Genomic DNA, 11,777 nt, shown 5'->3' on the forward strand with positions numbered 1-11,777 from the left:
GGAGGACCTTATTTTCGCATGAGGCCGTGAAACGCGCTGGCGAGCCGCCTGACTGCGGCCTCGAGTTCAGCCGGCGTGTAGGCGGCGAACCCCATCAGAAAACCGGGCAGACCGCGGCCCGACGCATACAGCCCCGATAAGCCCAGCAACTCCACGCCGACGTGACGGGCGGCGTCGATGGCGGCGCGCTCCGACAGGTCGCAGGTCAGCATGCAGGCCATCTGTAGCCCGCCGATCGGAGGGCGGGGCTCGACGAATGGCGAAACATGCTCGCGCAACAGACGAGTGAGGACGGCAAGCCGATCGGCGTAGACGCCCCGCATCGCGCGGACATGGGCGCCGAAATGACCGCCCTCGATGAAGCGGGCGAGCGTCAACTGCGCTAGAGAGGCCGTGTGGCCGTCGAGGAGCGTGCGCGCCACCGTCATCGGCTGGACGAGCTGCGGCGGCAGGACGGCGTAACCGATCCGCAGACCGGGGAAGAGGGATTTGGTGAAGGTGCCGATGTAGAGGGTCCGCTCATATGGATCGAGACCCTGGACGCAGGCAGTCGGCCTGCCTTCGTAGTGAAACTCGCTGTCGTAGTCGTCTTCGATGATCCACGCCTGATGACGGGCGGCCCATTCAATCAACGCCAGGCGTCGATCAAGCGTCAGTGTCGCGCCGGTCGGAAATTGATGAGAGGGGGTCAGGAAGACGGCCCTAGCCTTGTGCGGATTGCTCAGGAGTCGATCCACCATGAGGCCGTGACGATCGACGGGGACGGGCAGGCTTTCCAGACCCGCCGCATCAAAGGCCTTCCGCGCGCCATAATAGGCGGGGTCCTCGATGAAGATGCCCTCTCCCGGATCAAGCAGCATGTTGGCGCATAACGTCAGGGCCTGTTGCGAACTGGTCAGGACGATGACCCTATCCGCAGTGGCGCGTGCCCCCCGTTCCAGGTTCACATAGTCCGCGATGGCGCGCCGAAGCGGTGCGGCGCCTTGAGGGTCCCCGTGAAGAAGCGCCTGGGCGCCGGTCTCTTTTAATACCTGTCTCTGCAGGCGTTCCCAGAGCGGGAGCGGAAAGCTGCGCGTCTCCGGCAGGCCTGGCGCAAACGGGAGGGGAGCAAGCTGTTCACGCACGCCGCCGCTGCCGAATACGGCGGCGCCGCGCTTGCTGAGGTTCGGCGCTAGGTTGCGCGTAAATCGGGCGCGCGTCGGAAGGCCGCGACCGGGCCGGAACTCTGTCATCTCCGCCACGAAACTGCCGCTGCCGATGCGTCGGTCGATGAAGCCCTCGGCGTGAAGCTGCGCATAGGCGGTCTCGATCGTATCGCGAGATACCTCGAGCGATAGGGCAAGCGCACGCGAAGCGGGTAGCGGCCTGCCAGGTCCCAACGCCCCGTCAAGGATCAGTTGGCGGATCGCCCGCTGAATCCGCGCGTGGAGCGGCATGGCGGCATGGTCGGGGTGGGCGAGCCAGGCCTTCACGGATTCGAGTTGGGAATGCTTGAACAAGTGGTCTGGGTCTTCTTGGAAAATTGGAAGGATCAAGCAGTCCATTGGGTGGCTAGTTGTCAAGCCTGCCCTCGGCTCCGGGCTCTACGGCCCACATCCCAAAAGAGACTATGTCCCCCTGTTCCAGCTCTTCTCCGCTACGGTGGAGCGACCTCGCTCATCCAGTGATCGCCGGCCTGATCTCCGTCATCGTCAACTATGGCGGAACCTTCATCCTGGTGTTTCAGGCGGCCAGGGTCGCGGGCCTCAGCCCGGAACAGACCGCGTCCTGGGTCTGGTCCGTCTCTATCGGGGTGGGACTGACGGGCCTCTATCTCAGTTGGCGCTATCGTGAGCCCATCATCACCGCCTGGTCGACGCCGGCGGCGGCCTTTCTCGTCACTGCGCTCGCCGCCGCCCCCTACGCGGAAGCGATCGGCGCCTACATGATTTCTGCAGCGGCCTTCGTGGTTCTCGGAATGTCAGGCTGTTTCGACAGGGTCGTCCGACTGGTTCCGCCCGGGATTGCTTCGGGTCTTCTCGCCGGCATTCTGCTGCAGTTCGGCGTCGGAGCCTTTGCCGGGGCGACGATCGATCCTCTGCTGGTCGGAATCCTGTTCCTCGCCTATGTCCTGCTGAAGCGCTTTAGCCCGCGCTATGCGGTCGTCGGCTTGTTGGCGCTGGGCCTTATCTTCCTGGCGGCTCAAGGGCGCATCGATCTTTCCGGGCTCCGGTTCCAGCTGGCGGCGCCTGTTTTCACCAGGCCGGAGTTTTCACTGAACGCCCTCCTGAGCATTGCGCTGCCGCTGTTCCTGATCACCCTGACCGGTCAGTACATGCCCGGGATGCTGGTGCTGCGGAACGACGGCTTCAAGACCAGCGCAAGTCCGATCGTGACAGTGACGGGCCTCGGGTCGTTGATCATGGCGCCGTTCGGGTCTCATGCCTTCAACATTGCGGCTATCACGGCAGCGATCGCCACAGGCCATGAGGCGCATGAAGATCCCTCCAAACGTTGGGTGGCGGGTGTGGCGGCAGGCGCCCTCTATGTACTGGTAGGCGTGTTCGGCGTGACCTTGGCCGCAGTCTTCATGGCCTTTCCGGCTACCTTTATCGTCGCCTTGGCCGGCTTGGCGTTGCTGGGTACGATTGGCGGGAGCCTCGCGCGGGCCATGGCCGAACCGGCGTCTCGTGAGGCGGCGCTGATTACCTTTCTCGCGTCCGCCGCCAACATCAAACTGCTCGGCGTCGGCGGAGCCTTCTGGGGTTTGGTGATCGGGATCGTCGCCCATGCAGCGCTTCAGGTCCCAAGATGCGCCGATGAAAGATCACCAGGGTGATCCCAGTCGTATCGCCCTTGCCTTGGCCATGGACGACCCGTCGGAATGACCAGACCCGCTTCACCGCCTGGATCAGCGGGTCGATCAGAGCGGTGACGAGGCGTCCGAGAAGGGAGGCCGTGCAGAGCCATAGGCTCGCATATTGTGAGCGCCTTATTGGGGCCGTCCGATGTGCGGCGAGGACCCGTGGACGCTAATGGCGGCTAAGCCGACCTGATCGCGATGGCGGACAGGTCGTTGGCCGCCTCGATCGGTACGCGTGACGCTTTCCGCTCGGAATAGCGATCGACCAACTGGCCGCCATGGGCGCGGGTCAGGACGGTGAAGCGCACCAGTTCCTCCATCACATCGACGATACGGTCGTAGTAGCTCGACGGCTTCATCCGGCCGTCGTCGTCGAACTCCATGAAGGCTTTTGCCACGCTGGATTGGTTGGGGATGGTGATCATCCGCAACCAACGGCCGAGCAGGCGCAGCGTGTTGACCGCGTTGAAGCTCTGTGAGCCGCCGGAGACCTGCATGACCGCCAGGGTGCGGCCCTGGGTCGGGCGCATACCGCCCATGTTCAGCGGCAGGTGGTCGATCTGAAGCTTCATGATCCCGGAAATCTGGCCGTGGCGCTCGGGGCTGCTCCAGACCATGCCTTCCGACCAAAAGGCGTGCTCGCGCAGTTCGTGGACGGCGGGATGATCGTCGTAGTCGATCTGATCGGTCAGAGGCAGATCGGACGGATCGAAGATGCGCGTCTCGCAGCCCATGAAGCGCAGCAGGCGCGCCGCCTCCTCGACTGCCAAGCGTGAGAAGGAACGATCCCGCAGCGAACCGTAGAGCAGCAGGATGCGCGGCGGGTGATCGTTCGGACCGAGGCCCAGCGCCGGCTGGCGGGAAAGGTAAGCTTGGTCGAGCGCGGGCAGGTGGCCAGGATCAGGCAGGTCGCGAAGGCGGGTCATTGGGAACGCATATCCTTGGACATGAAGGTCGCGGAGGCGGGACACAGGCCGCTGAACTGCCGGGAGGCGGCGATGGGGGCCGGCGCCGCTGAACGCGGCAGGACGGCGTAGCCATGCCGCTGGAAGAAGGCCGTCGCCGAGGTCGTGAGCAGGTACAGCGCCGTCGCCTTCTCGGCCGCCCTGGCTTCCAGCCAAGTCAGCATCATCGAGCCGTGGCCTTCGCCGCGACGGTTATTCATGACGACGATGGAGCGGATGAAGGCATCCGAGCCGATCTGCTCGAGTCCGCCGTAGCCGATCAATCCGGCGTCGTCCTCGAAGCGGTGGAAGCGCCGACCGGGCTCATGGAGATCATCCGTCGGCAGGCTGGCCTCCTCCAGTGCGGCGATCAGGTCGGGGGTGGGCTTGGGCAACTCCACGACGTTGAATCCCATCAGCAGGCGTCCTTCTTCGGGGCGGTCGCGGGGAAGTAGCGGCGGCCCAACCAGAAGGCGACCGACACCAGCAGGATCAGCACCGGCACTTCGACCAGCGGGCCGATGACCGCCGCGAAGGCGACCGGCGACGCCAGCCCGAAGGCGGCGATGGCGACGGCGATCGCCAGCTCGAAATTGTTGGAGGCGGCGGTAAAGGCCAGGGCTGTGGTGCGCGGGTAGTCCGCCTCGATCAACCGGCCCATCAGGAAGCTGACCACGAACATGACGCAGAAGTAGATCGTCAGCGGGACAGCGATGCGCAGGGCGTCCAGCGGCAGGGCGACCACCTCGCCGCCCTTGAGGCTGAACATGGCGACGATGGTGAACAGCAGGGCGATCAGGGTGATGGGCGCGATGCGCGGCAGGAAGCGCGTTTCGTACCAGTCGTCCCCCTTCCTCGCGACCAGTGCGCGCCGCGTCAGGAAGCCGCCGAGGAAGGGCAGGCCCAGGTAGATCAGAACGGCGCCGACGATGGTCCAGACGCTGACGTCCACCACGCTGCTCTCCAGCCCGAACAGGGGCGGCAGCACGGTCAGGAACAGCCAGGCGTAAAGGCTGAAGAAGGCGATCTGGAAGATCGAGTTGAAGGCGACCAGGCCCGCCCCATACTGGTTGTCGCCGCGCGCCAGCTGGTTCCAGACCAGCACCATGGCGATGCAGCGGGCCAGGCCGATGAGGATGACGCCGGTCATGTATTCGGGCTGGTCGCGCAGGAAGATGACCGCCAGGGCGAACATCAGCACCGGCCCCAGCACCCAGTTCTGGAACAGGGACAGCAGCAGCACGCGCTTGTCGGCGAAGACGCGCGGCAGTTCCTCGTACTTCACCCGCGCCAGCGGCGGATACATCATCAGGATCAGGCCGATGGCGATCGGGACGTTGGTCGTCCCGACCGACAGGCCGTCGATCCAGGCGGGGAGCTCCGGTACAAGCGTGCCCAGCAGCACGCCCAGCGCCATTGCGGCGAAAATCCACAATGTCAGCCATCGATCCAGGAAGGACAGGCGGCGTTTCGGCTGCTCAGCAATCCCGGCGTCGACCATCAGCGGACCCTCCGGCCCTCGGCGTCGACGACCACCTCGCCGTCCTCCTTGGTGAAGGGCTTGAGCCCGTCAGGCGGCAGGAGGTCCAGCACCGCCTCGGACGGCCGGCACAGCTTCACGCCCAGCGGCGAGACGATGATCGGGCGGTTCAGCAGAACCGGATGGGCGTCGATGGCGTCCAGAATCTGGTCGTCGGTCAGATCAGGATCGCCGAGGCCCAGTTCGGCGAAGGGCGTGCCCTTCTCGCGCAGGAGGTTGCGCAGGGAAACGCCAATGCGCTGGACCAAGCCCAGGATCATGGCGCGGCTGGGCGGCGTCTTCAGATACTCGACGACGTGGGGCTCGATCCCGATGTGGCGGATCAGGGCCAGGGTGTTGCGCGACGTCTCACAGGCGGGGTTGTGATAGATGACGACGTCCATGGGGTCCTCAGACGCGGCAGGGCGCGAGGTCGGCCAGCGGCTCGCACAGTTCGGCGCGGCCCTGGCAGCAGTCCTTGAGCAGGAACAGGACCAGCGCCTGGAGGCGGTCCAGGTCAGCCCGGTAGATGATGGACCGGCTGCGGCGCTCGGAACTAATCAGGCCAGCGCGGGACAGGACCCCAAGGTGCGCCGACATGGTGTTGGCAGGCACGGCGAGCGCATCGGCGATCTCGCCGGCGGGCAGGCCAGCAGGTTCGTGGCGCACCAGCAGGCGGAAGGTCTCAAGGCGCGTGGGTTGCGCCAGAGCAGCGAGGGCGAGGATGGCGGTTTCTGATTCCATAATTCCAAGATAATAGAATTATTGGGGGCGTCAACAAGGCCAACCAAAATCTCAGCTTTCGGCGTGGGTCCCCGTGTCCGCAACGAGCGGACTTCATTGAAAAAGGCGGCCTCGGGGAATTGCGCGCTGATTCACTCTGGTCGTTGAGGCTGGAGGTGCAACGGTGATGGGCGAACGGCGGATCGATCTGTCGGCCCTGTTCTACGTGTCGGCTGCGTGCGCGCTGGAAGGGAGGAATTGATAATGGACGTCGATTGTTTTTCCCGGGACGCCAGACATCCAGCGTTGAATTTCGACAGACGGGAAACCGTCATGCCTAAGATTGTTTGGTTGATTGGATCGCCATTCTGCCGCTCTTCCGTGGAGGGTTGCACATCATCAAGGCGCAGACGGCAGAAAGGCTAATGTGCGTGCGCCGCGCGAAGGGGCTCGCCATGCCCAGATATTTCTTTCACTTGCGCCATCTCACTGATCTGGCGACCGACCATCAGGGGATCGATATGGACCTCGAGGCCGTGTCTGCATGCGCCTTGTTCAATGCTCGGAGCATCATTAGCCACGATGCACGGTGCGGGTTGATTGATCTGCGTCCTCGAATTGACGTCGAAGATGAGCACGGCCGACCAGTCCACTCGCTCTCATTCCGCGACGCCGTGACGATCACGAGGGAATAAGGTCGATAGCAGGAGGCGGGGGCGACCCGGCGCACCGCTCAGCCTCGGGGCTAGTTGCACGGCCGGGCCGCGTTCTCTCCCTCGAGAACTGAGTTCAAGCGCCGACAGGCGTCTTTTGGTTCCTGCTCAGATCACCTGAGCGCTGCTATCAGAGATAGAGCGGCGGTCAGGTTTTCAGAGCGACAGCCAGGATAATTCCGCTCAAGACGACGGATAGGGCTTCAAACAGCGTCGGCCGCCAAAGCGAATATGGACTCTTTTTCTTCGACATCCCAAGCCCCCGTTAGATGCTGTTGCAAGGGGCCCCAGGCATCTGCTCCGAGCAAGTGCGTAATTCTACGAGGTTGCGCCGAAGCGGGACTGCATCTGGTTGAGTACCGCTCAGATTGGTTCTCGCGAGCGGGCATTAATCTGCACTTCGTTCTCGCTGCTTTTCCGTCGCTGCCTGCGTAGGCTTATCGTAATCTTCTGCCTCGCGTTTCAACGGCTTAAGAAACAGGCCCTTTTCGGGCGTAAGGCCAATGAGCGCTCCTGACGGACGCGAGCCTGATCAGTCGGTCGTTCCGCAGGCTTGTCGAACAGATATCGTCGCATCTGGCTCAACACCCGAAACCGCGCCGACCCGCTCTCAGCTCTGCCTTCAGCGGGTGTTGACGTTGCGACGGCTTCCTGGTTGCGGCGCCGACCTGGGACGGCGGCTGGGTCTGCGACAAGCGTATGGCGTCTAATCTGGCGGTATCCGGCGAGGCGGTCATTGTCTCTTCTGTTTCTCGCGCCGACCGGCGCGGCCTCTCGAAGGGCGGATCTGACCGATTCCCGGTCGGCTGGCGCAACCGCTCAATCGACTTTCTTCCCCGGCCTGACGGCCTTCCTCGCGAAGCAAGAAAGTCGCTTCTTCCGGTCCTTCGCTTCGCTGCGGGGGGTGGCTTCGCTCTCCCTGCGCGCCGTCCGGGCCCCGCTCTCCCGATCGCCATCGAGGCCGCGGCAGGCGTGGCCCGAAGCAAAGGAGAGACTGACATGGCTTCCATCGGCACCTTCACCGCTCAAGGCGACGGCTACACCGGTTCGATCAAGACCCTCACCCTCAACGTCAAGTCGGCGGTGCTGCGGCCCACCGAAAAGACCGACGACAAGGCCCCCGACTTCCGGATCTTCGCCGGGCAGACCGAGTTTGGCGCGGCCTGGAAGAAGACGAGCCAGCAGAACCGCGAATACCTCTCGGTCAAGCTCGACGATCCCAGCTTCCCAGCGCCGATCTACGCCTCCTTGGTGGAGGTCGAGGGCGGACACAGTCTGATCTGGTCCCGCTGACCAGGAACCGCGGCGGCGCGGGACCGCGCCGCCGCGCCTTCTGTCTTACGATCCGTTTCGAGGGGGCGCCATGGCGCGCGGCCTTGCCCGACCGAGCAGGCGTGGAAGCGGAGGGGGGTCGCCTTCAGCCCGCCGTGGGCCGTCTCGAAGGTCGGGTTCGGCGTGTTCCCTCGGCGCGCCTTCTCGCGACGACAGTCAGGCGCGGAAGGCCAGTCGGGGCCCTGGTCGCCTTGGGAGGCGGGGCTCCGGAGAGCGGCTGCGAGGCTCTCCCGAGGCGGGCAGGCGATAGGGGGTGAGCTAAGCGCTTCGCGATGGGCGATGAATAATAACGACGGGCGAGGGGCGAAGGTCCCGCCATCCGGTTGGGGCGCCCTTCAGGGCGGCGGGCGAGCGGCCGGAACCGGCCGCCGAGGGGAGGGCGGGCAGACCCGTAGGCCTGCGGGGCGAAGGGGGGGGCTGTCTAGGGCAGGATAGGCTTTGCGCCGGCAATGTCTGACGGACACCCTCTCCCATGGATCGCCTCTCCCTTCGCGTTACTCCTGATTTGATCCGCCGCTTCGACGCCGCGGCGGCGGATCAGGGCGGACGGTCGCGGTTGCTGCGGCGGCTGATGGAGGGGGCGGCGCAGGGGGCCTTTCCCGAGGGCCCGGCGGCCTCGCCGGAGCCGAGGTCGTGCAAGCTGACTGTGCGGCTGACCGAGGTGGAGATGGCGCTCCTGCAGGCGGAGGCGGCGTCGGTCGGCCTGTCGCGGACCCAGTGGTCCGTGTCCTTGATCCGGCGTCGGCTGGAGGGAAGGGCTCAGTTCACTCCGCCTGAGGCCGTCGCCTTGATCGAGTGCCGGCGCCACCTACGGCGCATCGGCGTCAATGTGAACCAGATCGCCCGCGCCCTGAACACGGCCGTGATGGAGGGGGCGGTCCTGGGGTTGGAGATGGCGCAGCTGGACGCGCATCAGTTGGAGCTTCGCGGTTGGGTCGAGGCGCTCGGCGAGGCCTTTGAAGGCAATCTGGCCTACTGGTCGGAGCCTGTCCCATGAGCGACTTTCGACCGCCCTCAGGGTTCGAGGACGTGCTGCGTCCGCCGGTCGATCTGCGACGGGCGCGGCTGACGCCAGCGGTCTTGGGGCGGATGCGCGGGGCTGGTTATGGGGAGGCCGCCGTCCGGTTCGAGCGCGTCGCGCGGCGTGTCCCCGAGGTGATGGTCAAGATCACCGGGCGGACCCGGGACGGCGCCCACCTGGGCGCCCACCTGGCCTACATCAGCCGCAACGGCGCCCTGGCGCTGGAGGGGCCGGACGGCGAGCGTCTGGATCGGGCCGGGGTGCGCAATCTTGCAGACGACTGGGCCGCCGAGCGGGCGATGGAGCGGGGGCGACGACGGGATGCGCCGGCCTCGCTTTCGGTGGTGTTGAGCATGCCGGCGGGAACGGACCCTGGACGGCTGCATGACGCGGCCCGCGCCTTCGCCGGCGAGGCGTTCGGCGATCGCTTTCCCTATGTCTTCGCCCTGCACGACGAGGGGCGTCATCCCCATGTCCACCTCACGGTGCGGATGCTGGGGCGAGATGGTGAGCGGCTGAACCCGCGCAAGGCCGACCTGCAGCTCTGGCGCGAGCGTTTCGCCCATGCGCTACGGGAGCGATCGGTGGAGGCGGAGGCGACGCCGCGTCGGGCGCGCGGGGTGACGCGCAAGGCCGAGCGGACGCCGGTTCGAAAACTGAGGGAGCGGTTCGAGGCGGGGCGGGGTGCGGCGCCGCGGGTGCTGCAAGACGCTGTCAGGGATGCGAGCGAGAAAGATCCAAGCGCGGCGCCCTGGCTGGCGGCGTTGCGGGCGCGGCGAGAACGGATCGTCCGGGCCCTGTCGGCGGAGGCGGTCCGGCTTGGATTGTCGGCGAAGTCGGAGGATCGGCGTACGGCCGAAAAGGTCGTCGACTTCCTCAAGGCTCTGCCGCCGGTTGAGACGCGGCGCGAGGCGATCCAGCGCCGGCTCGAGATTCCGGAGCGTAAGCGGCGGCCGCCGGACGACGGACGGTCGCGGTGATCAGGCGGCGGGCGGCGCGAGGTCGAGGCGCAACGCCTTGCCGATACGTTCGGCGTCCGGCTCGAACACTCCGGCGTCCTCGGCGTAGATCAACCAGTCGCGGACTCGTGCGGCGATCTCGGAGATCAGGCCGAGCGCCTTGCGCCGTTTGAAGCCGCAGTGGGCGCCGAAGATGATGAGGTCCTCAAGATCGAAGTCGTCGCGCTTGCCGTTCAGGCTCATCTGGTGGGCGTTGGTCCAGTCGCCGGACGGGTTCCAGGCGTAGGCGACGTCGAAGGCCGGAGACAGTCTCCAGGCGCCGGAGCGATCCATCAGGAAGGCGATGTTCTTCACGTGGTCGTCCTGGTTGCGGATGAAGAGGTTGAAGACGGCGCGGCGGAACTGCTGTTCGAGATCGACGGCGTCCAGATCGAGTAGGCGGATCGTCTCAATCGCCTGTTCGTAGCTACAGGCGCCGGCGGCGTTGAAGTCGTAGTGACGCAGGGCGGCCAGGGACTGCATGTGGACCTTCTTCCCGGTCGGCGTACGATCGAAGCGACGGGTCATGAAGTGGCTGCGACCGCCTTCGCGGTGGAGGCGGCACTCGGACATGTCGATGCCGGCGTCGCGCGCCATGAGCGAGAAGGCGTATTCGATCATGCCGAACCCTTGCGGATCGGCCAGTTCCTTGTCGCGGTTGTTGCTGACGCCGTCGAACTTCATCAGCCAGTAGCCGAAGCCCGTATCCGCCGAGACCTGTCCGGAGCGGAACTCGCCGGTGTCGGGATTCCAGGCCAGGACGGCTTTGGCGCGAGCGCCGCCGGCGGAGGTGCCGACGCGCAGGATCTCCTCCAGGGCAGCCTGATCGTCCTCGCCGCCCAGTGCGCCGTGCATGTCCTTGCGCATCGACAGAACCTGGCTGGCGAGATCGACCAGTTCGGCGATGTCGAGGCGACGCGAGCGGCGGCTTGTCTGGCCTTGGGTCGGATGGAACTCCAGGGCGCCCATGCCGCGTTCGCCGATATAGCAGAGGCGCTCGACGGGGTTGAAGGAGGCGGCGGTCCGGTTCTGGCGCGCCAGCCATTCATTGATCAGGGCGTTGCCGTACTTGTCGGGCAGGGAGTCGGCCAGAAGGCCGGGCAGGCCCTTGAAGGCGGGTCGGGGCAGTTCCGGAAAGGCGTAGGGCGCTTCGGTCAACGGCATGACCAGGGGCGCGACCTCCCGGGCGCTGAGCGCGAACTCCGGAGTGTACTGGAAGACGCCATAGCCCTCGGCCTCGAGCCAGGTGACGGCGCCGATGTCGCGGCCCCAGAGGCGGATGGCGGCGTCCGTCATTCTTCATCTCCCCAGGTCCAGGGTTCAGCCGGCTTGGCCCCGGCGCCGGTCGCCCGGCGCCGTTCGGTCGCGGCGGCCAGGCGCACCCGATCCACCGGCCGGACATCGACCGGAGGCGCCAGGGTCTCGATGCGGTCGCCGAGGCCGAGGGCGTCCATCACGCGCAGCAAGGTGTCGAGAGAGGCGTTCTCTCCGGCCTCGAGACGTCGCAGGGTGTTGATCCCGACGCCTGCGTCCTCGGACAGCTGGCGCTGGGTCAGGTTGCGGGTCAGTCTCTGCGCCGCGAGACGCTCGCCCAGTACTCGGGCGCGCCGTACGAGGTCCGTTTCCGCTTCGGCCATGTTGGAACCCTTATATGGGTGACTGTGAGGGTATTAAGCACTAGTACC

At 65.8% G+C, this 11,777-nt stretch carries 13 protein-coding genes; 5 read left to right on the forward strand and 8 right to left on the reverse strand.

Annotated elements, in window-relative coordinates; all coding sequences use genetic code 11:
* Positions 1-8: 8 nt before the first annotated feature.
* Positions 9-1,499 (reverse strand): MocR-like pyridoxine biosynthesis transcription factor PdxR, encoded by a 1,491-nt coding sequence (gene pdxR, locus ABIE19_RS02675; RefSeq protein WP_354087572.1) that lies wholly within the window; start codon positions 1,497-1,499, stop codon positions 9-11.
* A 164-nt stretch (positions 1,500-1,663) separates the two neighbouring features.
* On the opposite strand from pdxR, the gene ABIE19_RS02680 reads away from it, so the two are divergent.
* Complete coding sequence (locus ABIE19_RS02680; RefSeq protein WP_354087573.1) at positions 1,664-2,818, forward strand: benzoate/H(+) symporter BenE family transporter; 1,155 nt, start codon at positions 1,664-1,666, stop codon at positions 2,816-2,818.
* Positions 2,819-3,021: 203 nt separating this feature from the next.
* Here ABIE19_RS02680 and arsH read toward each other — a convergent pair whose 3' ends face one another.
* The 5 genes from arsH to ABIE19_RS02705 are packed head-to-tail and all read right to left on the reverse strand — an operon-like array spanning position 3,022 to position 6,049.
* Positions 3,022-3,768, reverse strand: coding sequence for an arsenical resistance protein ArsH (gene arsH / locus ABIE19_RS02685; protein WP_354087574.1), 747 nt, complete (start codon positions 3,766-3,768; stop codon positions 3,022-3,024).
* Complete coding sequence (gene arsN2 / locus ABIE19_RS02690) at positions 3,765-4,202, reverse strand: arsenic resistance N-acetyltransferase ArsN2 (protein ID WP_354087575.1); 438 nt, start codon at positions 4,200-4,202, stop codon at positions 3,765-3,767. Before arsN2 ends, arsH begins: the two co-directional genes overlap by 4 nt.
* Complete coding sequence (gene arsB / locus ABIE19_RS02695; protein ID WP_354087576.1) at positions 4,202-5,287, reverse strand: ACR3 family arsenite efflux transporter; 1,086 nt, start codon at positions 5,285-5,287, stop codon at positions 4,202-4,204. The genes arsN2 and arsB overlap by 1 nt, the downstream gene beginning before the upstream one ends.
* A complete protein-coding gene (gene arsC, locus ABIE19_RS02700) occupies positions 5,287-5,709 on the reverse strand; it encodes an arsenate reductase (glutaredoxin) (protein ID WP_354087577.1) in 423 nt (140 codons plus the stop codon). Before arsC ends, arsB begins: the two co-directional genes overlap by 1 nt.
* Before the next feature lie 7 nt (positions 5,710-5,716).
* Positions 5,717-6,049 (reverse strand): ArsR/SmtB family transcription factor, encoded by a 333-nt coding sequence (locus ABIE19_RS02705; RefSeq protein WP_354087578.1) that lies wholly within the window; start codon positions 6,047-6,049, stop codon positions 5,717-5,719.
* Between the two features lie 434 nt (positions 6,050-6,483).
* Here ABIE19_RS02705 and ABIE19_RS17490 point away from each other — a divergent pair, with 434 nt between their 5' ends.
* The 4 genes from ABIE19_RS17490 (at position 6,484) to ABIE19_RS02720 (ending at position 10,074) form a co-directional block, all read left to right on the forward strand.
* Positions 6,484-6,723, forward strand: coding sequence for a DUF6894 family protein (locus ABIE19_RS17490; protein WP_435521134.1), 240 nt, complete (start codon positions 6,484-6,486; stop codon positions 6,721-6,723).
* Between the two features lie 1,017 nt (positions 6,724-7,740).
* A complete protein-coding gene (locus ABIE19_RS02710) occupies positions 7,741-8,034 on the forward strand; it encodes a DUF736 domain-containing protein (RefSeq protein WP_354087579.1) in 294 nt (97 codons plus the stop codon).
* 511 nt (positions 8,035-8,545) lie between these two features.
* Positions 8,546-9,070 (forward strand): plasmid mobilization protein, encoded by a 525-nt coding sequence (locus tag ABIE19_RS02715; RefSeq protein ID WP_354087580.1) that lies wholly within the window; start codon positions 8,546-8,548, stop codon positions 9,068-9,070.
* Positions 9,067-10,074: a relaxase/mobilization nuclease domain-containing protein gene (locus tag ABIE19_RS02720; protein ID WP_354087581.1), complete on the forward strand. Its 1,008-nt coding sequence runs from the start codon at positions 9,067-9,069 to the stop codon at positions 10,072-10,074. Before ABIE19_RS02715 ends, ABIE19_RS02720 begins: the two co-directional genes overlap by 4 nt.
* Here the strand turns inward: ABIE19_RS02720 and ABIE19_RS02725 are convergent, their stop codons facing one another.
* The gene (locus ABIE19_RS02725) at positions 10,075-11,388 is read right to left on the reverse strand and encodes a type II toxin-antitoxin system HipA family toxin (protein WP_354087582.1); all 1,314 of its coding nucleotides are present in this window, start codon (positions 11,386-11,388) and stop codon (positions 10,075-10,077) included.
* Positions 11,385-11,729, reverse strand: a complete 345-nt coding sequence (locus ABIE19_RS02730) for a helix-turn-helix domain-containing protein (protein WP_354087583.1) — start codon at positions 11,727-11,729, stop codon at positions 11,385-11,387. Before ABIE19_RS02730 ends, ABIE19_RS02725 begins: the two co-directional genes overlap by 4 nt.
* Between the last annotated feature and the right edge of the window lie 48 nt (positions 11,730-11,777).

It is taken from the genome of Brevundimonas faecalis, from assembly GCF_040549405.1.
GTDB lineage: Bacteria > Pseudomonadota > Alphaproteobacteria > Caulobacterales > Caulobacteraceae > Brevundimonas > Brevundimonas faecalis.

Excerpts from the sequence above, each read along its gene's own strand:
- arsN2 (WP_354087575.1), bottom strand. The coding sequence starts at position 4,202 with ATGGGATTCAACGTCGTGGAGTTGCCCAAGCCCACCCCCGACCTGATC.
- ABIE19_RS02720 (WP_354087581.1), top strand. The coding sequence starts at position 9,067 with ATGAGCGACTTTCGACCGCCCTCAGGGTTCGAGGACGTGCTGCGTCCG.
- ABIE19_RS02715 (WP_354087580.1), top strand. The coding sequence starts at position 8,546 with ATGGATCGCCTCTCCCTTCGCGTTACTCCTGATTTGATCCGCCGCTTC.
- ABIE19_RS02705 (WP_354087578.1), bottom strand. The coding sequence starts at position 6,049 with ATGGAATCAGAAACCGCCATCCTCGCCCTCGCTGCTCTGGCGCAACCC.
- ABIE19_RS02730 (WP_354087583.1), bottom strand. The coding sequence starts at position 11,729 with ATGGCCGAAGCGGAAACGGACCTCGTACGGCGCGCCCGAGTACTGGGC.
- ABIE19_RS02725 (WP_354087582.1), bottom strand. The coding sequence starts at position 11,388 with ATGACGGACGCCGCCATCCGCCTCTGGGGCCGCGACATCGGCGCCGTC.
- arsH (WP_354087574.1), bottom strand. The coding sequence starts at position 3,768 with ATGACCCGCCTTCGCGACCTGCCTGATCCTGGCCACCTGCCCGCGCTC.
- arsC (WP_354087577.1), bottom strand. The coding sequence starts at position 5,709 with ATGGACGTCGTCATCTATCACAACCCCGCCTGTGAGACGTCGCGCAAC.
- arsB (WP_354087576.1), bottom strand. The coding sequence starts at position 5,287 with ATGGTCGACGCCGGGATTGCTGAGCAGCCGAAACGCCGCCTGTCCTTC.
- ABIE19_RS17490 (WP_435521134.1), top strand. The coding sequence starts at position 6,484 with ATGCCCAGATATTTCTTTCACTTGCGCCATCTCACTGATCTGGCGACC.
- ABIE19_RS02710 (WP_354087579.1), top strand. The coding sequence starts at position 7,741 with ATGGCTTCCATCGGCACCTTCACCGCTCAAGGCGACGGCTACACCGGT.